This window comes from Arenibacter echinorum, from assembly GCF_003259375.1.
In the GTDB taxonomy this organism is placed as follows: domain Bacteria; phylum Bacteroidota; class Bacteroidia; order Flavobacteriales; family Flavobacteriaceae; genus Arenibacter; species Arenibacter echinorum.
This window is the reverse complement of record NZ_QLLN01000004.1, coordinates 1-23,650: the sequence shown is the minus strand read 5'-3', so window position 1 is coordinate 23,650 and position 23,650 is coordinate 1. Positions and strand designations below refer to the sequence as shown.

General features: G+C 40.1%; 24 protein-coding genes. 20 read left to right on the top strand and 4 right to left on the bottom strand.

Annotation, left to right across the window (positions count from 1 at the left end; genetic code table 11):
- Nucleotides 1–46 precede the first annotated feature (46 nt).
- From LV92_RS10660 to tsaB, 14 genes are all read left to right on the top strand, one after another.
- Nucleotides 47–430: a cytochrome C oxidase subunit IV family protein gene (locus LV92_RS10660; RefSeq protein ID WP_111623658.1), complete on the top strand. Its 384-nt coding sequence runs from the start codon at nucleotides 47–49 to the stop codon at nucleotides 428–430.
- A gap of 137 nt (nucleotides 431–567) precedes the next feature.
- Entirely contained in the window at nucleotides 568–1,200 is a 633-nt protein-coding gene (locus LV92_RS10655) for a thioredoxin domain-containing protein (RefSeq protein WP_111623657.1), read from the top strand.
- A complete protein-coding gene (locus LV92_RS10650; protein ID WP_111623656.1) occupies nucleotides 1,200–1,928 on the top strand; it encodes an SCO family protein in 729 nt (242 codons plus the stop codon). The genes LV92_RS10655 and LV92_RS10650 overlap by 1 nt, the downstream gene beginning before the upstream one ends.
- Complete coding sequence (locus tag LV92_RS10645) at nucleotides 1,928–2,461, top strand: DUF420 domain-containing protein (RefSeq protein WP_111623655.1); 534 nt, start codon at nucleotides 1,928–1,930, stop codon at nucleotides 2,459–2,461. The genes LV92_RS10650 and LV92_RS10645 overlap by 1 nt, the downstream gene beginning before the upstream one ends.
- Nucleotides 2,462–2,495: 34 nt before the next feature.
- Nucleotides 2,496–2,708: a hypothetical protein gene (locus LV92_RS10640; RefSeq protein WP_111623654.1), complete on the top strand. Its 213-nt coding sequence runs from the start codon at nucleotides 2,496–2,498 to the stop codon at nucleotides 2,706–2,708.
- An 88-nt stretch (nucleotides 2,709–2,796) separates the two neighbouring features.
- A complete protein-coding gene (locus tag LV92_RS10635) occupies nucleotides 2,797–4,044 on the top strand; it encodes an ABC transporter permease (protein ID WP_111623653.1) in 1,248 nt (415 codons plus the stop codon).
- 28 nt (nucleotides 4,045–4,072) lie between these two features.
- Entirely contained in the window at nucleotides 4,073–5,332 is a 1,260-nt protein-coding gene (locus LV92_RS10630; protein ID WP_111623652.1) for an ABC transporter permease, read from the top strand.
- Between the two features lie 86 nt (nucleotides 5,333–5,418).
- Complete coding sequence (locus LV92_RS10625) at nucleotides 5,419–6,531, top strand: efflux RND transporter periplasmic adaptor subunit (protein ID WP_111623651.1); 1,113 nt, start codon at nucleotides 5,419–5,421, stop codon at nucleotides 6,529–6,531.
- A 99-nt stretch (nucleotides 6,532–6,630) separates the two neighbouring features.
- Nucleotides 6,631–7,332, top strand: coding sequence for an ABC transporter ATP-binding protein (locus LV92_RS10620; RefSeq protein WP_031442418.1), 702 nt, complete (start codon nucleotides 6,631–6,633; stop codon nucleotides 7,330–7,332).
- A complete protein-coding gene (locus LV92_RS10615) occupies nucleotides 7,325–8,554 on the top strand; it encodes an ABC transporter permease (RefSeq protein ID WP_111623650.1) in 1,230 nt (409 codons plus the stop codon). Before LV92_RS10620 ends, LV92_RS10615 begins: the two co-directional genes overlap by 8 nt.
- Before the next feature lies 1 nt (nucleotide 8,555).
- Nucleotides 8,556–9,818 (top strand): ABC transporter permease, encoded by a 1,263-nt coding sequence (locus LV92_RS10610; protein WP_111623649.1) that lies wholly within the window; start codon nucleotides 8,556–8,558, stop codon nucleotides 9,816–9,818.
- Between the two features lie 31 nt (nucleotides 9,819–9,849).
- Nucleotides 9,850–10,998, top strand: coding sequence for an efflux RND transporter periplasmic adaptor subunit (locus LV92_RS10605; protein ID WP_111623648.1), 1,149 nt, complete (start codon nucleotides 9,850–9,852; stop codon nucleotides 10,996–10,998).
- 41 nt (nucleotides 10,999–11,039) lie between these two features.
- Nucleotides 11,040–12,380 carry a TolC family protein gene (locus tag LV92_RS10600; protein WP_111623647.1) on the top strand — a complete coding sequence of 447 codons (1,341 nt, stop codon included), beginning with the start codon at nucleotides 11,040–11,042 and terminating at the stop codon, nucleotides 12,378–12,380.
- 19 nt (nucleotides 12,381–12,399) lie between these two features.
- Nucleotides 12,400–13,071, top strand: coding sequence for a tRNA (adenosine(37)-N6)-threonylcarbamoyltransferase complex dimerization subunit type 1 TsaB (tsaB, locus tag LV92_RS10595; protein WP_111623646.1), 672 nt, complete (start codon nucleotides 12,400–12,402; stop codon nucleotides 13,069–13,071).
- Here tsaB and LV92_RS10590 read toward each other — a convergent pair.
- From LV92_RS10590 to LV92_RS10580, 3 genes are all read right to left on the bottom strand, one after another.
- Nucleotides 13,068–13,904, bottom strand: coding sequence for a mechanosensitive ion channel family protein (locus LV92_RS10590; RefSeq protein WP_111623645.1), 837 nt, complete (start codon nucleotides 13,902–13,904; stop codon nucleotides 13,068–13,070). The two genes, tsaB and LV92_RS10590, sit on opposite strands and share 4 nt — an antisense overlap.
- 180 nt (nucleotides 13,905–14,084) lie before the next feature.
- Complete coding sequence (locus LV92_RS10585; protein ID WP_111623644.1) at nucleotides 14,085–14,285, bottom strand: dodecin family protein; 201 nt, start codon at nucleotides 14,283–14,285, stop codon at nucleotides 14,085–14,087.
- Nucleotides 14,286–14,354: 69 nt separating this feature from the next.
- Nucleotides 14,355–15,257 carry a NifU family protein gene (locus LV92_RS10580; protein WP_111623643.1) on the bottom strand — a complete coding sequence of 301 codons (903 nt, stop codon included), beginning with the start codon at nucleotides 15,255–15,257 and terminating at the stop codon, nucleotides 14,355–14,357.
- Nucleotides 15,258–15,375: 118 nt separating this feature from the next.
- Here LV92_RS10580 and LV92_RS10575 point away from each other — a divergent pair, with 118 nt between their 5' ends.
- Nucleotides 15,376–16,368 (top strand): PorP/SprF family type IX secretion system membrane protein, encoded by a 993-nt coding sequence (locus tag LV92_RS10575; protein ID WP_111623642.1) that lies wholly within the window; start codon nucleotides 15,376–15,378, stop codon nucleotides 16,366–16,368.
- A 182-nt stretch (nucleotides 16,369–16,550) separates the two neighbouring features.
- Here the strand turns inward: LV92_RS10575 and LV92_RS10570 are convergent, their stop codons facing one another.
- Complete coding sequence (locus LV92_RS10570; RefSeq protein WP_111623641.1) at nucleotides 16,551–17,729, bottom strand: vWA domain-containing protein; 1,179 nt, start codon at nucleotides 17,727–17,729, stop codon at nucleotides 16,551–16,553.
- 320 nt (nucleotides 17,730–18,049) lie between these two features.
- On the opposite strand from LV92_RS10570, the gene LV92_RS10565 reads away from it, so the two are divergent.
- The 5 genes from LV92_RS10565 to LV92_RS10545 form a co-directional block, all read left to right on the top strand.
- Entirely contained in the window at nucleotides 18,050–20,254 is a 2,205-nt protein-coding gene (locus LV92_RS10565) for a tetratricopeptide repeat protein (protein ID WP_111623640.1), read from the top strand.
- Between the two features lie 72 nt (nucleotides 20,255–20,326).
- Nucleotides 20,327–21,058: a LytR/AlgR family response regulator transcription factor gene (locus tag LV92_RS10560; protein ID WP_111623639.1), complete on the top strand. Its 732-nt coding sequence runs from the start codon at nucleotides 20,327–20,329 to the stop codon at nucleotides 21,056–21,058.
- Between the two features lie 101 nt (nucleotides 21,059–21,159).
- Nucleotides 21,160–21,669 (top strand): gamma carbonic anhydrase family protein, encoded by a 510-nt coding sequence (locus LV92_RS10555; RefSeq protein ID WP_111623638.1) that lies wholly within the window; start codon nucleotides 21,160–21,162, stop codon nucleotides 21,667–21,669.
- A 143-nt stretch (nucleotides 21,670–21,812) separates the two neighbouring features.
- Nucleotides 21,813–22,697, top strand: coding sequence for an ACP S-malonyltransferase (gene fabD, locus LV92_RS10550; protein WP_111623637.1), 885 nt, complete (start codon nucleotides 21,813–21,815; stop codon nucleotides 22,695–22,697).
- A gap of 156 nt (nucleotides 22,698–22,853) precedes the next feature.
- A partial coding sequence (locus LV92_RS10545; RefSeq protein ID WP_211322962.1) for an Ig-like domain-containing protein occupies nucleotides 22,854–23,650 on the top strand: 797 nt, incomplete at its 3' end.

Below are 23,650 nucleotides of genomic sequence, written 5' to 3'. Positions count from 1 at the left end.
AATTAGTTTTTATACTTTAAAGAATATATAAAAAATAGAATTAGAAATGGCACACGAACATAAACTCGAAATATTTAGAGGTCTGTTAAAGTTTAAGTCCAACACCCAAAAAATATGGGGCGTACTTATATTCCTTACTTTGGTGACTATAGTTGAAGTGGCATTGGGGATTTTAAAACCTGCTGCTTTGACTCATTCCCATTTTCTGGGAATGAAAGTCTTAAATTGGATTTTTATCATATTAACCTTGGTAAAGGCTTATTATATTGCGTGGGACTTTATGCACCTTAGGGATGAAAAGAGTTCTTTGAGAAGAGCTATTGTATGGACCCCTATATTCCTTGTGGCCTACCTTATTTTTATTCTTCTCTTTGAAGCAGACTATATATACCACGTTTATAGCGATGGCTTTGTTAAGTGGAATTTCTAACGAATAATTAACAGCTTAAAAAGACGGTATAACAACCGTCTTTTTTATTTTTGTACTTATTTGGTTTGTGCTGATTTTACAGCGGAGGATTGTTCTTTTTCGTCCAAACTGTAATCTTGGAAACTAATATACATTGGATGAAGAAAACATTAGTATTGCTTACCTTATTTGTCCTGCCTATAGTGATATATCTATTTTTTGCTACAGGCATTACCAACTTTGGCAAATTGGCAACCTTAACAGAGAATGTTCCTGAAATTAATTTCGATGCCAAGGATGTATCCTTGGAAGGTAAAATTACCGTATTGGGGTTTCTTGGAAAGGACGTGGAAAGTAAAAAGGGCAATGCCTTTAATTTGAACCAGAAGATATACAAGCGCTTTAACGAGTTTAACGATTTTCAATTTGTTATGGTCATGCCCAAAGGTACAGAGCAGAGCGTGGAAGAATTGAAAAAGGAACTGGAGCAATTGGCAGATGTGGGTAAATGGAATTTTGTTTATGGCGATGAGGATGAAATTAATAGGCTTTTTAAGAGTTTAAAGACAAACCTGAGCTTGGACGGGAATCTGGGTACTCCCTATGTATTTATTATTGATAAGAATAGAGTGCTTAGGGGAAGGGACGATGATGAGGATGAGGGTGTTAAATACGGTTTTGATACGTCCTCGGTGGCGGATTTAAACAATAAGATGGAGGATGATGTAAAAATTATATTGGCCGAATATCGGATGGCCCTTAAAAAGAACAGTGCTGATAGGCCAAAATAATGCAAAAGAATAATTATACATATGTTTGGGTTTCATTGGTAATCCTTGTTTTTGGAATCATTTTTGTTCCAAAAATTGTTGATCGGGTCCAAGGTGGTTCCGTTATACAAAATGACAGGTTAAACCTAAAAGATGCCAATGATAAGCTGGCCTATGTTGAAATGAACGGTGAAAGACGCAGAGTGCCGCCATTTGCCTTTATGGATCAGGACAGTTTATTGATTACCAATGACGATTATAAGGGAAAGGTTTATCTGGTGGAGTTCTTTTTTACTACCTGTCCTACAATTTGCCCCATAATGAACAAAAATTTGGTTCAGATTCAAAATGAATTTAAGGATTTTGAAAATTTTGGGGTAGCTTCATTCACCATAAATCCAGAATATGATACGCCCGGGGTATTAAAGGAATATGCCGAAGATTACGGCATAACCAACATGGATTGGCATTTACTGACGGGGAATCTAATCGATATTTATACCTTGGCCAATACCGGATTTAGTATTTTTGCAGCTGAAGTTCCGGAGGCGGAAGGCGGGTTTGAACATTCGGGTCTTTTTGCTTTGGTGGATAAAAATGGTTTTATACGTTCCAGGGTAGATAAGTTTGGAAATCCAATTGTGTATTACAGGGGGACCATTACCGAGCAGGAAGGGGAAAATGACCACGGGGAAGAGGAACAGATATCGATCCTAAAAGAGGATATCAAAAAATTATTGGAAGAATAATGGATGCAATCGCTTTAAAAGAAAAAAAATTCAATAAAATCATAAACTTGGTTTCCATTGTTATACCCCTTGTAGTGGCGTTGCTCTTTGGGGTTAAATTGCCCAATGTGGAGCCTCTAGGTTTTTTACCTCCCATATATGCTTCTATAAATGGGTTAACTGCCGTTTTGTTGGTGGTTGCCGTTCTTGCCGTTAAAAACGGGAAGTTGGAGCTGCATCAAAAATTGATGACCGCTTGTATTGTTCTTTCCTTGGCATTTCTAGTAATGTATGTGGCCTATCATATGACCTCGGATTCTACATCGTTTGGTGGAGAAGGGATTGTGAGATATATCTATTTCTTTATTTTGGTAACCCATATCATACTTTCTATAGTAATTATACCTTTGGTACTGCGTACCTATGCAAAGGCTTACCTTAAAAATTATGCGGCCCATAGGAAACTGGCAAAGATTACCTTTCCGTTATGGCTGTATGTGGCCGTTACCGGGGTAGTGGTCTATTTAATGATATCTCCTTATTATGTGCACTAAAAAATCAACATATCCAAGACCTACTACTTTAAAAATGCGGTATACCATATTGATTTTAACTTTGGTTTTTGTGTTGGTTCCGGAATTGGCCGAAGCTCAATGCGCCATGTGTAGGGCAGTATTGGAAAGTGAAGGCAGTGAGGCTACTGCTAAAGGTATCAATAATGGTATTGTATATCTTATGGCCGTTCCCTATCTTTTGGTGGCTGGTTTATTTTTCTTTATCTATAAAAAGATGAAAGCCTAATTATAGATCAATTTTAACATTTATTTAGAGTTACATCTGTAACAATTACATTTCGCAAGGGTCTTATTCAATAAACACTATTGGGCCTATGTTTGATATTGAAAGATGGCAGGAAATTTTTGATGCCATACGAAAAAATAAACTCCGTACTATTCTTACAGGTGTTTCCGTAGCCTCGGGTATTTTTATTTTAGTGGTTTTATTGGCTTTTGGACAGGGCATGCAGAATGGTATTGCCAAAGAATTTGAAGCCGATGCCAGTAACAGGATCGGGGTATGGACACAGGTTACAACCCATGAATACATGGGCTTAAATCCAGGTAGGCCCATACAGCTAAGAAATAGTAATTATCAAGCTATAAATTCCAAATTTGCCGAAGACCTTGAGAATAAATCCCCGTTTTTTAGGGTAAGAAATGTAACTGTAGATTATAATGCCGAATCAGGTTCCTATTCCGTACAGGGCGTGTCTCCCTTATTTCAGAATATCGAAAATCAATATATTTCCCAAGGCCGCTATTTAAATTATGGAGATGAGGAAAGCGTAGCCAAGGTAGTGGTGATCAGCAATAAAATTAGGCGGGAATTGCTTAAAGGGGAAGAAAATCCCATTGGTACATTTTTGAAGCTTTCCGGGATTAATTTTCAGATCATTGGGGTGTATGGGGATAAGGGCGGCGATAGGGAAGAGGATAGACTATTTATCCCAATAAGTACAGCCCAACGGGTTTTTAATGGAAGCGATAACCTAAATATGCTGTTCTATACATTAAAGCCTTCCGTCAGTCTGAATGAGACTGTTGCAAAGTCCGTAAAATTGACGGAAGACATCAAAACCTACCTCAAGGAGGCTCATATGGTAGCACCCAATGACCCCAGTGCCGTAAATACGTTTAATACACTGGAAGCTGTAAAGCGATTCCAAAATTTAACGGGAGGGATTAAGTTCTTCTTTTGGTTCGTTGGTATATGCACTATTGTGGCCGGAGTGGTAGGCGTCAGCAATATTATGATGATTATTGTGAAAGAAAGAACCCGGGAGATAGGGGTAAGGAAGGCTTTGGGTGCACGGCCAAGGGCTATTGTGGGCATGATATTGCACGAGGCAATCTTTGTTACCAGTGTTGCAGGGTTGGCCGGACTAATATTTAGTATGGGATTATTGGAATTGGTGGGGCCAAACCTTCAGGTAGATTATGTCCTTAATCCTTCCATTAATTTCAGGGTTGCACTCAGTACGGTTTTTTTATTGATAATAGCCGGGGCCTTGGCAGGTTTTTTCCCAGCTTGGCGCGCCGCTACCATTAGACCTATTGAAGCCTTGAGGGATGAATAGGACCGTTGATTTTAAATAACCAAATGATATGTTCAATAAGGACCGATGGAAAGAAATACTTGAAGTGCTGACCAGCAACTGGTTCAGGACCATTTTAACCGCATTTGGAGTTTTTTGGGGTATATTGATATTGATCGTTCTCTTAGCGGCAGGGAAGGGATTGGAGAACGGTATACGCTCCAATTTTGGTGATATCGCAACCAATACAATGTTTATGTGGACCCAAGGAACCTCCATAGCCTACAAAGGCCTGCCAAAGGGAAGGCGTTTTACTTTTAAATTGGAGGATGTAGCCGCTATAAAACAAAAAGTGCCAGATCTAAGGTTTGTGTCCCCTAGAAATCAATTGGGAGGTTTTAATGGAACCAATAATGTGGTGAGGGGAATAAAAACCGGGGCATTTAATGTCTACGGGGATTATCCGGATATTATAAATCAGGATCCAATGAGCATCACCTCCGGCAGATTTATTAACCAATTGGATATAGAAGGAAAAAGAAAGGTGGCGGTAATCGGAGAAGGGGTTCGTACTAGCCTATATGATGTGGGGGAAGAGGCAATAGGCACCTATATTAAGATCCAGGGAGTAAATTTCATGGTTGTTGGTACCTATAGGAAGAATTCCAATGATGGCAATGCCGAGGAGATCCAAAAGGAAATTTTTATACCCTTTACTTCCTTTTCCCAAGCTTTTAACCAAGCTAACAACGTTGGTTGGATGGCCATTACGGCCAATGATAATTCTTCCATCACCCAACTAAAGGAGCAGATATTTACGGTAGTACGGGAAAATCAAAAAATTCATCCCCAAGATTTACGTGCTGTTGGGCATTTTGATCTGTTTGAAGAGTTTAACAGAGTGCTGGGCCTATTTAAGGCCATGCGGTGGATAGCTTATTTTGTTGGTGTGTTGGTATTGTTGTCCGGTGTAATTGGGGTTAGCAATATTATGTTGATAGTGGTCAAGGAGCGGACCAAGGAAATAGGGATACGACGGGCTTTGGGTGAAAACCCATGGTCCATTAAGCTTCAAATTATTATGGAATCTATTTTTTTGACCATCATGTCCGGGATGGCCGGAATAAGTTTTGGGGCCTTGGTCATCTACCTCGTTAATTATTTTCTGGCAAGCAATGGGCCAATTGAAATGTTCGCAAATCCCAGTGTAAGTTTAGGGGTGGTACTGGTGGCCTTGATTATTTTGGTGGTATCGGGGTTGCTGGCCGGATTTATACCTGCCCAAAGTGCTATAAAAGTTAAGCCAATAGAGGCATTGAGAATGGAGTAGCCATTCCATCATTGTGAAGCTTTAAAATTTTGAACTAAGAATAAAAATATTAGTAGAAATCAATCAATCAAAAACAAATCAAAAACATGAAAAAGTCGATTACTGTTATAATTTTATTATTTATCGTTTTTAGCTGTGGTGGGGCCTTGTTTTACCTGTATAAAAAGAATGCCGAAGATCCGGTGGTCTATGCCACTGAAAAGCCTTCTACACAAACTATCATAAAGAAAACTGTGGCTACGGGCAGTATACTGCCTTTGGAAGAGGTATTGATAAAACCTAATATTTCAGGGGTTATAGAGGAAGTTTTTGTGGAAGGGGGCGACTATGTTAAATCTGGCGATTTGATTGCCAAGATAAAGGTGGTTCCCAACCTGTCTTCCTTGAACGAGGCCAAGAATACCATAGAAGAGGCCAAGATTTCTTTGGATGACCAAAAGCGCAATTGGGAACGACAAAAAACCTTGTTCGATAAGGGGGTAATTTCCAAAGTAGATCTGGAAAAGGCAGAGGTTGCCTATGACCAGGCCAAGCAATCTTATGCTGCTGCCAACAAACGCTACGATATCGTTAAAACCGGAACTACCAAAGGGTATGGCAATGAGGCAAATACCTTGATACGGGCAACGGTGAGCGGAATGGTGTTGGAAGTGCCGGTAGAAGTTGGGAATCAGGTCATAGAATCCAATAATTTTAATGAGGGCACTACCATTGCAGCCATTGCTGATGTAGACAAGATGATTTTTGAAGGCAAGGTAGACGAGTCGGAAGTGGGTAAAATTAAAGAAAATCTACCCCTGGAAATTACAGTGGGGGCAATAGAGAATGCTGTGTTCGACGCCGTCCTGGACTATATTGCGCCCAAGGGAAAAGTGGAAAATGGAGCCATTCAGTTTGAGATCAAAGGTACTTTAAAGAAACGCGATTCCATATTTATCAGGGCGGGTCTTAGTGCCAATGCTTCAATTATTTTGGCCAAGGCAGATAGTGTTCTGGCGGTGAAGGAAGCCTTGATCCAATTTGATCCCGATACCAAAAAACCTTTCGTCGAAATTGCTACGGGGAGCCAGAAATTTGAACGTAGGGAAATTCAATTAGGGGTGAGTGACGGAATCTATATCCAAATTTTAAATGGAATAAAACCAGATGATAACATAAAAGTTTGGAACGAAATAAAACCTGCAGCCCTTGGCGCATAATATATTTAACACAGCTTTAACATAATCTGTTGTAACGACTTTATCGATAGTCTGTCTTATCTTCGTATTTTCAGACATGCTTACCTAATTCAATAAATCATGATAGAAATTAAAGATCTTCATAAATCCTATAAAATGGGAAGCAATTCCCTTCATGTATTAAAAGGTATTAATTTTTCTGTTGAAGAAGGGGAGCTTGTGGCCATTATGGGGTCTTCGGGTTCTGGCAAGTCCACCTTGCTTAATATACTTGGTATGTTGGACGTTTTGGATGAAGGATCCTATACCTTGGACGGGGTGCCCATTAAAGATTTGAATGAGACGAAGGCGGCACAATATAGGAACAAATTTTTAGGTTTTGTTTTTCAATCTTTTAATTTGATCAATTATAAAAGCGCCATGGAAAATGTGGCACTTCCGCTATATTATCAGAAAGTGGGGAGAAAGGAAAGGCAGGAAAAGGCTTTAAAATACTTGGAACAAGTAGGTTTACGTGAATGGGCAGACCATTTGCCGAGTGAATTGTCCGGGGGACAAAAACAAAGGGTGGCCATAGCCAGGGCCATGGCAGCTGAGCCCAAAGTATTGTTGGCGGATGAGCCTACCGGTGCCCTTGACAGTACCACTTCCTACGAGGTCATGGATCTTATCCAAAAAATAAACGATGCCGGCAATACCATACTAATAGTTACTCATGAGCCTGACATTGCTGATATGTGCAAAAGAATAGTTCATTTAAAGGACGGGGTTATTGTTGAGGATAAAAAAATAACCCAGGTTAGAGCCTCCCAATATGTTTAGTAGGGATAATTGGAAGGAAATATTTGAAACTATTCAAAAGAATAAGCTAAGGACTTTTCTATCCGGTTTTACCGTGGCTTTGGGTATTCTGATTTTCGTTGTTCTGTTTGGAATGGGAAACGGACTGGTCAACACCTTCAATGAGTTTTTTGGGGAAGATGCCACCAATGTGCTCTATGTTTTTCCGGGAAGGACCACGGTACCGTATAAAGGCTATAAATCCAATAGGACCATTGAGTTCGATAACAGTGATCTGGTGGATATCAATAAAAATTTCGCCATGTTCGTAGAGTATTCTACCCCAAGGATTTCTAGGGGTGGTTTGGTAAAATACAAGAATGAATCCAATAACTATACTACCAGAGCGGTTGGTCCGGCACATCAATATGCTGAAAAGACCATTATGATGAAGGGTCGTTTTATAAACGAGCAAGATATCAAAAACAAAACAAAATATGTGGTCATTGGAAGGTTGGTAGAGCAAGATCTTTTTGGAAATAACAATGCCGTAGGTGAATATATAGATGTGGCGGGGAGTGCTTTTATGGTTATCGGAGTTTTTCAGGATGACGGAGGTGATAATGAGGAACGATTGATCTATATGCCCTACACAACACGTCAGCTCATTGAGAAAAATAACGATAAAATAGACCAGATAATAGTGGCTTTTAAACCAGAGATCGGTTACGCGGGGGCAATGGCACTGGATTTGAGCCTAAATCGTTTTTTTAAGGAAAAGAAATACATAAGCCCGGATGACCAGAACGGAGTGTTTATCAGAAATGTCGCGGATCAGTTGAAGCAAAATCAGCAATTTGCGAGGGTTTTACAAATTATTGTTGCCTTGGTAGCCTTTGGTACCATAATAGCAGGTATAATAGGGATCAGTAATATTATGGTGTTTGTGGTCAAGGAACGTACCAAGGAACTTGGGATTAGAAAAGCCTTGGGGGCCACTCCCAAGTCGGTCATCGGTTCTATTTTATTGGAATCGGTTTTTATTACTACCATTTCGGGATTTTTTGGAATGCTTTTAGGCATTTTTATTTTGAACTCGATGGGCGAAAAATTGAAGGACTATTTTATAACCAATCCTTATATAGATATAACAATGGCTATTAGTGCCACCTTGGTTTTAATACTGTTCGGGGCTATTGCAGGATATATTCCGGCCAAAAGAGCTGCGGAAATAAAACCAATTGAAGCCTTAAGAGACGAATAATATGCGATTTTTATTTGATAGTAATACATGGCAGGAGATTTTTGGTTCTATTGGTAAAAATAGGACCAGGACCATTATTACGGTGATAGGTGTATTATGGGGAATTTTAATTTATATCGTATTGTCTGGAGCCGCTAAAGGCCTGGACAATGGGTTCGAGAAGCAATTTCAAAATGTAGCCATGAACAGTATGTTCACTTGGGCTCAAAGTACAAGTATGCCTTATAAGGGTTTTAAGACAGGAAGACAGTTGCAACTTAAATTAAATGATGGGGTCATGTTAAAAAACAGGATTCCGGAGATTCAATATATTGCTCCAAGAAATGTGAAGGGTATTTTTGGAGGTAGCCCGGCACAGATTATTAGAAGCGGTAAGTCTGGGAGCTATGCGGTCTATGGGGATTATCCCATTTCCACAAAAATCGCTACCAAGAAAATCTATGATGGTGGCAGATTTGTAAATGATGAGGATATTGATGGCGCCAGAAAAGTATGTGTCATTGGGGAGCGCACACAAAAGGACTTGTTTGAAAATGATGAGAATCCCATAGGCGGATATATAAGGATCGATAATGTGTTTTTCCAAGTTGTGGGCGTGCATAAGTTTACACCAGGAGGTGGGTTTGAAAGCGATTCAGATATCTATATACCCTTTACTACTTTCAAAAAATTATATAATACAGGTGAAAATGTGGGTTGGTTCGCAATCGCAGCCTATGACGATGCAGATGTTATAAAGGTAGAAGAAAATGTGAAGGCGGTTCTCAAGAGTATTCACAACGTAAACCCAAAGGATGAGCGTGCTATTGGTTCGTTTAATCTAGGAGAAATATTCAACAGAATTGTTGGCTTTGCAAAGGGTTTGACCTTCATGTCCTTGGTTGTCGGGATTGCTACGATTTTGGCGGGAGTTATAGGAATTGGCAATATTTTATTGATTTCTGTCAAGGAAAGGACCAAAGAATTGGGAGTTAGGCGCGCCCTTGGAGCTACACCCAAGGAAGTGCGTTCCCTTATTATACTGGAGTCGGTGTTTCTAACTATGCTGGCCGGCGTTATGGGAATTATTCTTGGGGCGGGAGTTCTAAGTCTGATCAATAAGTTCACCCAGGGTATGGATTTCCCCTACGCCAATCCAACTGTGCCCATACCTTATGTTTTGGGGGCCTTGGCCTTAATGGTAGTGCTTGGCACATTAATAGGCCTAATACCTGCCCAACGAGCAGTAAGTATAAAACCAATAGATGCTTTAAGAGAAGAATAAAACAAACCAATACAAATAAATATATAGTAAAATGAACAAGATTGTAAAATATGTGCTAATCGGAGTTTTGGTGCTGGGAGCTCTTTGGGCAGCGGCCTTTTTTGTGAAGTCGAATAGTAAATCGGCCATTACCTACGAAACAAAAAATCCTTTTACGGCCAATATCCAAAAGAAATCTGTGGCAACTGGTAAAGTGGTTCCAGAGGATGAAGTGGAAATAAAGCCACAGATTTCCGGTATCATTGATGAAATCTTTTTGAAAGAGGGAGCCAAGGTAAATGCGGGCGACTTAATTGCCAAAATAAAGGTGGTGCCCAATGAACAGTCCATGAACCAGGCAAGAGGTCGGGTAAAAAATGCCGAAATAGCATTGAACAATACTAAGATTGAATATGACCGGAATAAGGCCATATTTGATAAAGGAGTAATATCCTCCCAAGATTTTAATACCCAACAACTGCGATATGACCAGGCAAAATTGGAGCTGCAGAATGCTCAGTCGGATTACCAGATTATCCGTGATGGATCGGCAGGAGGTAGCGCTACCGCTAACACCAATATTAGGGCAACCGTTTCGGGTACAATACTGGAGATCCCGGTTAAGGAAGGAGATCAGGTAATTCAGAGTAACAACTTTAATGATGGAACTACTATAGCCACAATTGCCGATTTGAGCATCATGATTTTTGAAGGGAAGGTAGATGAAGGTGAGGTAGGAAAATTGGAACTGGGAATGCCCCTAGAGATTAGTTTGGGTGCCATTAACGATAAAAAGTTCGATGCCAAACTTAGGTTTATTGCACCTAAGGGCGTGGAGGAATCTGGAGCAGTACAGTTTAAGATAGAGGGCGATGTAGCCGTGGAAGACGACTTTCTGATACGTGCAGGTTATAGTGCCAATGCCTCTTTGGTGTTGGAAAAAAAAGACAGTGTGTTGGTAATTCCCGAGGCCTATCTACAATTTGACAAGGTAACGGATAAACCCTTTGTTGAAGTGGCCGTAGGTACTGTGGAGGAGCAAAAATTTGAAAGAAAGGATGTTGAGATCGGGATTTCGGATGGAGTAAATGTGGAAATCGTTTCAGGCATTACCAAGGATGATAGGGTGAAGATTTGGAACAAAACCGAGCCCATTAAGAAAGGTACCGAAGAAGATAGTGAAACGGAGGAAGGCAAATAAGCGGAACATCAATCAAAAAGCAATCAAAAAATAATCAAATCATGAAAATTAAGATAATTATAGGGTTGTTTATTTTCTGTTGTGGCGTACTATCCGCCCAAGAAAAAAAATGGACCTTGGAAGAATGTGTTTACTATGCCGTGGAAAATAATTTGACCATAGAGCAGTTTGAACTCGATCTTGAAAATGCCAAAATAGATAAGTCCGATGCCATCGGTGATATGTTGCCCAATTTTAATGCAAATGCAAGTCTTTCTGGTAATTCGGGGCTAGTTTTGGATCAATCCAGGAACCAACAGGTTACAGGAACCGTAACAACGGCATCAGGAGGCTTTAGCTCCTCGGTAAATTTATTTGATGGACTCAGGAATATTCATAGATTGAATAGAGCGAAATTGAATGCCTTGGCCAATCAATATAGATTGGATAACTTAAAGGACGATATTATGCTTGCAGTGGCCAATGCCTATCTACAGGTTTTGTCCAATAAGGAGTCGCTTAAAGTTTTTAGGGCACAATATGCAGTAACCGAGCAGGATCTGGTCAGGACCAAGGAATTGGTGGATGCCGGTGTTGTTCCAAGAGGGGATTTATTGGAAATAGAGGCTACTGCCGCTAATCAGGAACAACAAATTGTAAATGGGGAGAATCAAGTGTTGATCTCTAGGATAGGCCTGGCACAATTGCTTCAAATCAGGGACTACGAAAATTTTAATATTGCTGACGAGGAATTTGACATTCCTCCCTCCAATATTTTGGACAATTCCCCTAAAACAATTTTCGACAAGGCCCTTACTTTTAGGAATGATATTAAATTCTCTCTGTCCAATGTAGATTTGGCGCTAAAGGACCTGCAAATAGCAAAGGGTGCGGTTTACCCTACCTTAGGGGCTTTCTTCAATTATGGCACACGATATTCAAGTGAATTTAGGAATCCATTGACTTTCGATAGAATCGCTTTTGCTGACCAATTGTATTTAACAGATGGGATTGCTTATGGTCTACAGTTAAATGTTCCCGTGTTTAATGGGTTTGGTGTTAAAAACAATATTAAGCGTGCCAAGATTGGGGTAGAAAGGTCACGTTTGCAGTTGGAACAGGATAAATTGGATTTAGAGACCAATATCAATCAGGCCTATGTAGATGTAAAGAGTTTTTCCAAAGCCTATGAAGCTGCCCAGAAAACTTTGGAGGCCCGTAGGTTGGCCTATAATTATACAAAAGAGCGATTTGATGTTGGCCTAATGAACGCTTTCGATTTTAGTCAGTCACAGTCCAGGGTAGATAATGCGGAGGCGGAATTAATAAGGACAAAATATGACTATATATTTAGGTTAAAGGTTCTGGAATTTTATTTTGGCTTACCTATAACATTGGATTAAGTTATATTTGCCGTCTATTATGGCTATGATATTAAATTTAGAGACTGCAACGACCAATTGTTCAGTGAGTATTGCCAACAACGGCGAAATTATTTCTTTAAGGGAGGACAACAGTCCCAACTATTCTCATTCGGAACAGTTGCACATTTTTATAGAGGAAGCTTTAAAAGGGGCTTCCTTAACTTTTAAGGATATATCCGCCATTGCCGTGAGCAAAGGCCCTGGGTCCTATACAGGACTGCGCATAGGTGTATCAGCAGCCAAGGGACTCTGTTTTTCATTGGATCTTCCGCTGATATCGGTTTCCACACTGGAGAGTTTAGCAAAGCAGGGATATGAAAAAAACTATGATTTTATAATTCCCCTGTTGGATGCTAGGAGAATGGAAGTTTATTCGACAGTTTTTGACGCGGATGGGAACAATATAAGGGAGACCAGGGCAGAAATTATCAACCAGGACAGCTTTTTGGAATATGCACAAAAAGGCAGGGTTTTACTAATTGGGGACGGAGCGGAAAAATGTAGGGAGCTGTTAGGTCATACTAATTTTAGTTACCATTCGGCATTACCTACAGCTAAAGAAATGGGAGAATTATCCTATAAAAAGTTCAAAGTAAACGATTTTGAAAATGTCGCCTACTTTGAACCGTATTATTTAAAGGATTTTATGTTGCCTACTAAGAAACCTTAGGCCTGAGGTTGGTGGATAACTCTTTGTGGGAAAGGAATTTCTATGCCTGCGGCATCAAACCTATTTTTTAGCTCTTCCATAACATGAAAGTGGGCAGACCAAAAAACATCATTTTCAGCCCAGAACCGCAAGGAAAGATTCACGGAGCTATCCCCTAATTCCGCAACATATACTTCCGGGGCCGGATCTTTAAGGATGTTTTCATTCTCCGCACATATCTCCAGTAAAATTTCTTTGGCCAATTTTATATTGGAGCCATACCCTATACCCACTGCTATTTTGTCCCTTCGCGTGTTTTGGGCATTGTAATTAATGATGTTGTTATTGGATAATTGGCCATTGGGCACTATGGCTATTTGATTTCCAAAGGTGCTTAGTTTAGTTGTAAAAATGGTAATTTCTTTAACCGTGCCATCTACCCCTTGGGCCGAGATAAAATCACCTACCTTAAAGGGTTTAAACACCAAGATAAGTACTCCTCCTGCAAAATTGGCCAAGGAACCTTGTAGGGCCAGGCCAATGGCCAGACCAGCGGCACCAATAATGGCCACCAAGGAAGAGGATTGAACACCCAACTGGGTAATTACCAGTACAAATAACATTATTTTAAGGCCGATACTGATAAAACTCATCAAGAACGATTCCAAGGAAGGGTCGTATTCGGCCTTCCTAAAAAATTTCTTGACCATTCTATTGATTAACCTTATAATCCAAAGGCCTACTACAAAAATAAGTGCGGCTGTAACCAGGGAGGTGACCAAACCAGGCAAAATTTCCCATGCCCATTCCTGGGCTTTAGTAATGTTGTCCTCGTAGTCGTTCAATACATTCATGTAATTTTAATTTTTTGCAAAACAATAAAAAATCCATTTCCTTGTCAAATCCCAAACACTAAACAATTGTTAATCTTGCTGACAATTACTGTTGGAATCTACAGTTTTGATTGGGGTTAGAAAATATATTACAAAAAAAGCGCCTTTTATCGGCGCTTATTGATTGAAATACGAATAAAATTAATTCACTTCAAATGTGATTTTAACATTTACGCGATAATTGTCGATTTTCCCATCCTTAACGGTAGCGCTTTGTTCATTAATGTAAACCGAACGTATATTTTTTACCGTTTTGGAAGCATGATCAACAGCGTTTCTTGCAGCATCTTCCCATCCTTTGTTGGAATTTGCCAGTACTTCGATAACTTTTAAGATAGACATAGTATAAATTTTTAGATTCTCTTAAAGTTAACAAATAAAAGCTAGAATGGGTGCTATTGTTATTGAAAATCAACCATTTAAGGCAACTACTTCATTTACCATATCGCCCATCATATTTTTGAGCATGGTTTCAATTCCATTTTTTAAGGTATAGGTAGACGAGGGGCAACCACTACAGGCTCCTTGCAAAATAACGTTGACGGTTTTTGTATCCTCTTCATAAGACTTAAAGAGAATATTGCCCCCATCACTAGCTACTGCAGGTTTTACATACTCTTCCAAAATATCAATGATCTGCTTTGATATGTCGTCCAAATTGGTGTCTTCCAATTGGGCTTCCGGGGCAATCGTTTTCTGTTTTTGAAGACTCGCAGCCGATACCACTTCCTTGCCATCAGCAATAAAATCCCTGATTTTCTCACGAAGCTCCAAGGTAATATCGTCCCATTCCGCAACATCATACTTGTTTATGGAAACATAATTTACATCAAAAAACACTTCTTTTACAAAGGGTAGCATAAATAGTTGCTTGGCCAATTCCGAATCTTTGGCCTCATCTATGTTCTTAAATTCAAAAATTGTTGGTACAATTCTTTTGTTGGTCACGAATTTCATCACAGACGGATTGGGAGTAACTTCAGCATACACTGTTACCGCTACCTTCTTTTGATTTTCATCTTCCTTGACAACAGGCTCACCGGCATTAAGATAATCTACCAACTGCTGCGCCACACTATCCTTAACATCGTCCCATTCCACAATATCATAACGCTCCAACCCTATAAAGTTACCTGAGATATATACCGTTTTTATAAAAGGTAGATAAAATAACTGTTGGGCCAAAGGCGAAATTTTAGCTTCGTCTATGTTTTTGAATTCATAGTTATTGTTTTTTGTAATGAAATGATTAGTTTCAAATTTCAGTATCGCCGGATTCTTCGTGGGCACCACGGTAATTATAAACTCTTCCATTTAATTATTTTTGACAAAAGTACGAAGGTTTTCTAAGTTATAGCATATATAATAATGTAGTATTTCAACCGTTATAATTTATATTTGGACGATGTTATTAACACACCCCTCATCTTAAATGAAACGACATTTATTGATTTTACTATCGTTTTTTGCGATTGGCTATCAGTCCATTGCTCAAGAAGGCGTTCCTGTTTATTTTGATTATTTAGCGGATAATTACTATTTGGTATACCCATCCATGGCAGGAATAGGCGAAGGAGGGAAAATTAGGGCAACTATTAGAAAACAATGGTTTAGTGTGGATGAGGCTCCTAATATGCAGACCTTAAACGCACATTTTAGGGTTGGTGAACGTAGTGGTTATGGAGCAACCGTCTTTAATGATGCCAACGGCTATCATTCACAAACGGGATTAAAACTTACCTATGCGCATCATTTGAGATTAGGAGGGGATTTTAGAAGTCTAAATCAACTCTCTTTTGGACTTAGTGCAGGCATACAACAAAGTAATTTGGACGAGTCGGAGTTTGTTTCTGTTATCCCGGATCCAATCATTACGGGATCCAGGAATAGTGTTGGCTATTTTAATATGGATTTGGGAATGTCCTATAATTTTATGGAATTCTATGCCCATGCCGCTGTCCATAATCTAATGGGGAGAGGTAGGGATCTATATTCGGCCATAGAGTCCAATAACTTAAGAAAATACTTAATATCATCGGGTTATGTGTTCGGGAAGAGCGAATGGCAATTAGAGCCTTCCGTATTATTTCAGTTCACCGAGTTTACCCAAGAAAAGGCAATCGATATCAACGCCAAAGTTTATAAGAGTGTAGATTTTGGAACGGTTTGGGGCGGTCTTTCCTATCGAAGAAGTTTTGATGGAGCACAATACCAAACTTCTAGCGATTTTGGGGAACAACGTTTACAGCTTTTTACGCCAATAGTGGGGGTTAACTACAAGAATTTTTTGGTCTCTTACAACTATTCATACCAAATGGGGGATGTTAGATTTGACAATGGCGGATTTCATCAAATTACCCTAGGGTACGATTTTGGACAGACTGAGAAAAGATACGATTGTAAGTGTCCGGCTGTTAATTACTAATTCCAAAGCTGCGTTTTGCAGTTTGTCAATATTTCCTTTGTTATTATTGATACTTGGTACATGAGTATCCAAAAATTAAATGTTCAACAGATTTTTCAGATCCATTGAACATTTGTATTAATTCTTTCATTCATTTACAGCCTTAAGTAAAGCCTAAAGAGGAGGTTTTATAGGTAAATGGCTTATTCCCAGCGATAATTTTTCTTGGCCGCCTGTTTTTGAATAGCAGTAAGCATGGCATTCTCCAATTCACCCTTTTCATTATCCTTTTGCTGTGAGGCAATATAGGCTTCCCTTTTGCTGTTCAGGTCTTGGATTTCATTTTGAATATCACTACGCTCCTTTTTCTTGCCTTCGATGTAGGATGCAATTTCAGTTTTGGATTTTTCCTTTAACTCCATGGGCAATTCCTCCTTTTTAACCTTGTCTATGTCAAAACCGTCAGCCTTGGAGGCATCTACTAAGTCCCAGGAGGAATTGGTGTAAAGTCTGGACGATTTGCTAACTGCCCTTTTAACCGCAACAGCTTCCTCCATTTCCATGGCATTGCTGTCCTGAGCGCTTTGCTGCTGTATTTTTGCAGCGCCTAAAGCCCCGTAGGAAATATAGGTTTTGTTCAATCTGGAATTTAACTTAATGATCACATCATCGTAGGGGGTGGCTATATGCACCACTTCACGGTTGTGGTCTATGGCCATATATTCTCCTCCCGTTAATTGTGCCCCATTTTTCCATCCCGTATTGATGCCTTGCTCGTAGGCCCCACAGAAAATAGTATTTACAATAACATCCTTTTCCTTGGCATTGGCAACGGCATCCTTATAATTTAACTTTCCTTGGGTAAAGGGCTCATTGCCTGCAATAAAGATCATCTTTAGCTGGTCTGGATTTTTTCCCCAGTCCAATTGGCTCAAAGAAGTTTGTATTACCTGTCCGCAATATTCTTCCCCTCCATTGGTGGACAGGGAGAATAGTTTTTCTGAAATCTCATCCAGATCACTGCTAAAACCTAAAACCTGTTGAATGTAACCTTCCCTAGAAGATAAATTATCGTTGCCATATTGGTAAAGTGCAATCTGTAACTGAGGCCTACCATCATTACCGCATTTGGCATGGGTAAATTTATTGACAATATCCCATAATTGTGCCTTTGCCTGATTAATTAGCCCGTCCATACTATTGCTAGTGTCGAGCAGGAGAGCTATCCTAACCATATTATTGGCCGGCTTCGAATTTTCTATTGCCATTTCGGTCAAAAGAGGATCTTTTAGGTTATTCCCATTATTAAAATCGTTGCCAAAACTTTGACCCATTCCTAGGGCAATAGCCCCTAAAACTAATATTTGCTTTACATTTTTCATTGGTACTTTATTTTAGTTGAACATTGATTCTTATGTACTTGTAGTGGTTGGATAATTATAGCTTACCACTATTTTTAGTATGTTATGAACCACCTAAGTTTTAAGTATCTGGATAATAATCGGTGATATCATAGGTTAAAAGTAGGATCAACATTATTCTAAAAAAACAAGCAATGAGTGAATGGTCATTTTGGATGAGGCAAGTGGAGTTTTGGATTCGTTAAGCCTATTTTAGGTTCATAAAGGGTGCTATTTATAGGGATAAGGCATTTTTTAGTACGGTTTAAATCAATTAAGTTTATCATATATATTGAAAGGTCATGACCAAATTTTTTTACATATGTTTATTGCTGGTTCTGGGTTCGGCGTCGGGGTATTCCCAAATATCACAGGCCGGATCTAATTTTGAACTACAGGGGGTGGTCAAGGAAAAGGGAAGTAATCAAGGCCTTTCTGGAGTGGCAGTGTCGACCAACAGTGGAGAGTATACGCTGACGAATGCCAAAGGGGAATTCAAAATAAAGGTTGGCATGGGGCAGGAGCTTGTCTTTGAGAGTCCTCGTACGGAAACCGTGCGATATAGGGTAACAAGCAAGGACGATTTGGAAATTTTGGCAGAGACCAATGACAAGAATAATATTGGTGTAAGTAGGAGTAGTAGTCAAGCGGAAAGATCTACCTCTTTGTATTATAGTTATATCGATTCTGCCAATTACTACAAAAAGAGCAATATTCGGAAAAGCATCGATTTTATTACCCAATCACTGGCCCAATTGGGGATTGGCAGTAATAAGGAGCAATTGGCTATAGCCTATTCCACATTGGGCGAGGTATACCAATATCATAAGCAGTACGATTTGGCCATCTCCAGCTACAAGGATGCACTGTTGGCCAACCAGACGCTAAAAACATCATTGCTGCTTGGCAAGACCTATGTTTTGAACAAGGAGTATGGGGAAGCCGAGAAGTTGCTGTCACCTATGGAGAAAATAACCAAAATGGTGCCATTTCAGAGGGTGGAACTGTACGAGACCCTTGGAGATGCCTATGTTGGCTTGGGAGACGTGGATAAGGCTGTGGCATTTTATGGAGAGGGCCTTAAAATAGCTGATAAGAATCAGATCGCCCCAAAAACCATCGACCTAAATTCCAAAATAGCCACTGCTTACGCAAAGGGAAATCGACTTCAAGAAGCGAACGCCTATTTTAATAACTCCTTGGAGCTTTCTTCAGGACAAGCGCCCCAACGAGCGGTTCAGGAAAAAGAGAAAGTGGCCGATTTTTACAATAAAAAAAATCAATTTGGACAAGAAATCCAATTGCGTAAAAAGAGTTTGGAGGATTTAAAAAAGATTCCTAAAAGTGAGGTCGCGGATGGAATATCCATGGAGAACGATTCCATATCGGCCCAAAGAATAAATTATAAAATTGCCAACGCCTATATTGCCCAGGATAAATATGATGAAGCTATTCCTTATTTGGAAGAGAGTATAAAAGATGCGGATGTTGATGATGATCTGTTGGTCAGGAAAGATGCCACACGCAAATTGTCCGAAGTTTATAAATATAAGGGAGATTACACCAAAGCTTTGGAGACCTATCAAGAGTATGTAGCCGTTGTAGACACCCTATATGTTAGAAAAGAACAGGAAATAGCCAGAGCGGCCCGATTTAATAGGGAGCTTGCCGCCAAGCAGAGTAGAATATCCGGCCTTGAACAGGAGCGGGAGCTTACCCAAAGTAAATACAGCTTGGCGCTAACGGAGCAGCAATTGGTGGCAGAAAGCATAAAACGACAAAATTGGATCATATATTCCTTGATCTTTGGAATGCTTTTGATGGGGTTGGCGGCCTATTTCTTTTACAGGAGCAATAAGCAACAAAAGTTGGCCAATAATTTATTGGCCCTTAAATCCTTGAGGTCGCAAATGAATCCCCATTTTATATTCAACGCGCTAAATTCGGTAAATAATTTTATAGCCAAAAGTGACGAAAGGAGCGCAAACCGGTACTTGAGCGACTTCTCTACCCTTATGCGGGCCGTATTGGAGAATTCCGATGAGGATTTTATTCCATTATCAAAGGAATTGGAATTGCTGGAGCTGTATACCAAGTTGGAGCACTCCCGTTTTTCGGATAAATTCGACTACGCAATTATAGTGGATGAGGATATTGATATTGATGCTTTTCAAATACCGCCCATGCTATTGCAACCTTATATAGAAAATGCCATCTGGCATGGTTTGCGCTATAGGGAGGACAAGGGTTTTTTAAAAATTGAGCTCAAACAAAAAGATAAGTTTGCCTTGGAGATTTCTATAACCGACAACGGTATAGGCAGGAAGAATTCGGCGGCCTTGAAGACCCAAAATCAGAAAAAACAAAAATCCAAGGGTATGGGCAACATCAAAAAGAGAATAGAAATATTAAACGACATGTATAAGGATAAGGTAGATGTATTTATTTCCGACCTGGAAACAAATGGTACGGGCACCAAGGTGCTATTTACTATTAAGAGGGACTGATAAAAAATAAAGATGTTAAAGTTGGTAGGTCAAAGAGGCCATAAGGGGAAGCAATAAAAACAAAATTTGAGAATGAAGTTAAATGCCCTAATTGTAGAAGATGAAGCAAATAGCAGGGAAATTCTACGTAATTATTTGGCTAAATATTGTCCCACCGTTAATTTGGTAGGCGAAGCCGCAACCATTAAGGAAGGGCTTGCCCTGATCAATAACAACGACCTTGATGTGGTATTCCTTGATGTGGAAATGCCTTTTGGAAATGCTTTTGATTTGTTGGATCAGCTGCCGGACCGTAATTTTGAGACCGTTTTTGTTACGGCCTATAATCAGTACGCCGTAGATGCGTTAAATGCCCACGCCGCCTATTATTTAATGAAACCCATTAGCATAGATGAACTAATAAAAGCAGTGGACTATGTAGCCGAAATAAGGGAAAAGGAAAAGGCGATCGAGAATCGTGTTCTTACCCCTAAATTTAACAAGGTGGATGGAAAAATAACCCTGCCGCGACAAGATGGTTTTCAGGTGTTGAATGTGTCGGATATTTTATATTGCAAAGCTGATGACAATTACACGGAACTGTATTTGGAGAAACAAAAAATTCTGGTCAGTAAAACGCTTAAATATTTTGAGGATGCCCTGTCCGACTATACCTTTGCCAGAGTCCATAAATCTTATCTGGTAAATGTGAATGAGATAGTAAAGTATAAAAAGGGCAAAGGTGGCAGTGTGGTGATTTCCAATGGAAAGGAAATTATGGTTTCAGCTTCCAAAAAGAAGGATTTGCTGTCGTTTTTTGAATAGCGTAGATTTGCCCAAAGTGGCAGGTTTCCGCGGAAGTTGGGTCACTTTAAAATGTAAAGTTGGAAAATAGACCGGCCCAAATAATTTAAAAATAAATCGAAATGATTAAGACCATAAATGGTAAATCCCCACAGATAGGTGAGGATTGTTATATTGCGGAGAATGCCACCATAGTAGGCGATGTAGTCATGGGGAACCAATGCAGCATTTGGTTCAATGCCGTTTTAAGAGGTGATGTTCATTATATAAAAATGGGTGATAAGGTAAACGTGCAGGATGGTGCCGTTATACATTGTACTTATTTAAAGTCGCCCACCAATATTGGCAACAATGTGTCCATAGGTCACAACGCCATTGTTCACGGCTGTACCGTTCATGATAACGTGTTAATAGGAATGGGCAGTATAATCATGGACGATTGTGTTGTGGAAAGCAATAGTATCATAGCGGCCGGAGCGGTAGTGACCAAGGGAACACACGTGCCTTCAGGTACTGTTTTTGCGGGAATGCCTGCAAAAAAAATTAAGGATATCAGTACCGAGTTGAGTGTAGGGGAGGTAGAACGCATAGCCAATGCCTATGTTAAATATTCCAGTTGGTTTAAGGAATAATTTCAAGAAATAATAGGAGGGTGGAACTTGCCAATGCTGGGATTTGAACATCTAAATGAGCGCTAATTCCCAGGATTTCGGGTAAACTCCTGATTAAATAATCTTATTTTTGCACAAAAATTAAATAGTTTTAAAACAAACGTATGAAAGCATATATTTTTCCAGGACAAGGAGCACAATTTGTAGGAATGGGATTGGATCTTTATGAAAAGTATCCTTTAGCGCAAAAAATGTTTGAAACTGCCAATGAAATTTTAGATTTTTCCATTACCGATCTTATGTTTGAGGGTACTCCGGAGGACTTAAAGGAAACGAAGGTTACTCAGCCGGCCATCTTTTTGCATTCGGTGATCATGAGCAAGGTTATGGGGTCAAGTTTTAAACCGGATATGGTGGCAGGGCATTCCTTGGGAGAATTTTCTGCATTGGTGGCCAATGGGACCTTGGATTTTGAAGATGGATTGAAATTGGTGTTTCAGAGGGCAATGGCCATGCAAAAGGCCTGCGATCTGAAGCCAAGCACTATGGCCGCAGTTTTGGGATTGGATGATGCCATTGTAGAAAAAATTTGCGCGGAAACCCCTGGTATTGTTGTGCCTGCCAATTACAACTGTCCGGGGCAATTGGTCATCTCCGGGGAGGTGGAGGCCATTAATATTGCCTGTGAAAAGTTGAAGGAAGCCGGTGCCCGTAGGGCCTTGGTGCTGCCAGTGGGCGGAGCCTTTCATTCGCCTTTAATGGAGCCTGCAAGGGAAGAATTGGAAGCCGCTATAAAAAATACCGTTTTCAAGACACCTAGCTGTGCCATTTATCAAAACGTAACCACAACAGCGGTTAAGGATCCAGAGGCTATAAAAGCGAATTTAATAGCCCAATTAACGGCCCCAGTAAAATGGACCCAAAGCGTGCAGCAAATGGTAGCCGATGGAGCAACTTTGTTTACGGAAGTTGGGCCGGGAAAGGTACTTCAGGGCTTGGTGAAAAAAATTCATCCTGCAGCCGAAACCATGTCTGTAGAGCTTTCTTAAATGGCTTTGCTTTAGTTTTTTGCCGTTTATCTGATAAATTTATATTTAACCCTTATTCTTAGGCTTATGGGGTATTTTTTCTTAATATTGATTCCCTAAATTTTGGGAAATGGCATGTCCATTTCCCTCTTAAATCTTTGAATGATATAACCGGCTATGAAAATAAATACCCTATATAATATATTTTCCAAACTTTTGATTTCACGCTATCTGAGAAGTTTAACTTTTTTATGTGCGTTCTTGCTTCTTGGGTTTAATGGGTTTGGGCAGTCGACGGTGGATATTCTAGGTGAGCCTGCTACCGTAAACACTATTGCCGAATATACTGTAACGGTGGTGTTTAGTGAGGGAGTAAATGGATTTGACCAAAGTGATGTGGTGGTGGTGAATGGTTCGGTTACGACCTTTATTCCGTTGAGCTTTAGCGATTATAGTGTTGGGATTACCCCGAGTGGTGCACAAGGAAATATAACAATAGATATACCTGAGGATGCTGCAACAGCGATCTTAGGTGGTGCGGGCAATACGGCTGCAGCCCAAGCGACTACCCTTTTTGATAATATTCAACCTAGCGTTGTGATCAGTTCGGCCGTTGGCTCGCCTACGAATACGAACCCGATCCCAATAACGATCACTTTCAGCGAGGCCGTAACGGGCTTTGTGTTGGGCGATATCGGTGTGACCAATGGCACGGCCGGCAATTTTGGAGGTACTGGGACGACCTATACGGCGGATATCACACCGGGCGGGAACGGAACTGTGACGATAAATGTGGCCGCCGGAGTGGCCCTCGACGGAGCTGGCAACGGGAACACGGCGGCAACGCCCTATAGCAGGGTGTACGATGTTACCCAGCCTAGCGTTGTGATCAGTTCGGCCGTTGGCTCGCCTACGAATACGAACCCGATCCCAATAACGATCACCTTCAGCGAGGCCGTAACGGGCTTTGTGTT

Excerpts from the sequence above, each read along its gene's own strand:
- LV92_RS10615 (WP_111623650.1), top strand. The coding sequence starts at position 7,325 with ATGTTTAGTAGGGATAATTGGAAGGAAATATTTGAAACTATTCAAAAG.
- LV92_RS10655 (WP_111623657.1), top strand. The coding sequence starts at position 568 with ATGAAGAAAACATTAGTATTGCTTACCTTATTTGTCCTGCCTATAGTG.
- LV92_RS10585 (WP_111623644.1), bottom strand. The coding sequence starts at position 14,285 with ATGTCTATCTTAAAAGTTATCGAAGTACTGGCAAATTCCAACAAAGGA.
- LV92_RS10580 (WP_111623643.1), bottom strand. The coding sequence starts at position 15,257 with ATGGAAGAGTTTATAATTACCGTGGTGCCCACGAAGAATCCGGCGATA.
- LV92_RS10600 (WP_111623647.1), top strand. The coding sequence starts at position 11,040 with ATGAAAATTAAGATAATTATAGGGTTGTTTATTTTCTGTTGTGGCGTA.
- LV92_RS10645 (WP_111623655.1), top strand. The coding sequence starts at position 1,928 with ATGGATGCAATCGCTTTAAAAGAAAAAAAATTCAATAAAATCATAAAC.
- LV92_RS10560 (WP_111623639.1), top strand. The coding sequence starts at position 20,327 with ATGAAGTTAAATGCCCTAATTGTAGAAGATGAAGCAAATAGCAGGGAA.
- LV92_RS10570 (WP_111623641.1), bottom strand. The coding sequence starts at position 17,729 with ATGAAAAATGTAAAGCAAATATTAGTTTTAGGGGCTATTGCCCTAGGA.
- LV92_RS10610 (WP_111623649.1), top strand. The coding sequence starts at position 8,556 with ATGCGATTTTTATTTGATAGTAATACATGGCAGGAGATTTTTGGTTCT.
- tsaB (WP_111623646.1), top strand. The coding sequence starts at position 12,400 with ATGGCTATGATATTAAATTTAGAGACTGCAACGACCAATTGTTCAGTG.
- LV92_RS10660 (WP_111623658.1), top strand. The coding sequence starts at position 47 with ATGGCACACGAACATAAACTCGAAATATTTAGAGGTCTGTTAAAGTTT.
- fabD (WP_111623637.1), top strand. The coding sequence starts at position 21,813 with ATGAAAGCATATATTTTTCCAGGACAAGGAGCACAATTTGTAGGAATG.
- LV92_RS10575 (WP_111623642.1), top strand. The coding sequence starts at position 15,376 with ATGAAACGACATTTATTGATTTTACTATCGTTTTTTGCGATTGGCTAT.
- LV92_RS10650 (WP_111623656.1), top strand. The coding sequence starts at position 1,200 with ATGCAAAAGAATAATTATACATATGTTTGGGTTTCATTGGTAATCCTT.
- LV92_RS10625 (WP_111623651.1), top strand. The coding sequence starts at position 5,419 with ATGAAAAAGTCGATTACTGTTATAATTTTATTATTTATCGTTTTTAGC.
- LV92_RS10620 (WP_031442418.1), top strand. The coding sequence starts at position 6,631 with ATGATAGAAATTAAAGATCTTCATAAATCCTATAAAATGGGAAGCAAT.
- LV92_RS10630 (WP_111623652.1), top strand. The coding sequence starts at position 4,073 with ATGTTCAATAAGGACCGATGGAAAGAAATACTTGAAGTGCTGACCAGC.
- LV92_RS10605 (WP_111623648.1), top strand. The coding sequence starts at position 9,850 with ATGAACAAGATTGTAAAATATGTGCTAATCGGAGTTTTGGTGCTGGGA.
- LV92_RS10565 (WP_111623640.1), top strand. The coding sequence starts at position 18,050 with ATGACCAAATTTTTTTACATATGTTTATTGCTGGTTCTGGGTTCGGCG.
- LV92_RS10640 (WP_111623654.1), top strand. The coding sequence starts at position 2,496 with ATGCGGTATACCATATTGATTTTAACTTTGGTTTTTGTGTTGGTTCCG.
- LV92_RS10590 (WP_111623645.1), bottom strand. The coding sequence starts at position 13,904 with ATGAATGTATTGAACGACTACGAGGACAACATTACTAAAGCCCAGGAA.
- LV92_RS10555 (WP_111623638.1), top strand. The coding sequence starts at position 21,160 with ATGATTAAGACCATAAATGGTAAATCCCCACAGATAGGTGAGGATTGT.
- LV92_RS10635 (WP_111623653.1), top strand. The coding sequence starts at position 2,797 with ATGTTTGATATTGAAAGATGGCAGGAAATTTTTGATGCCATACGAAAA.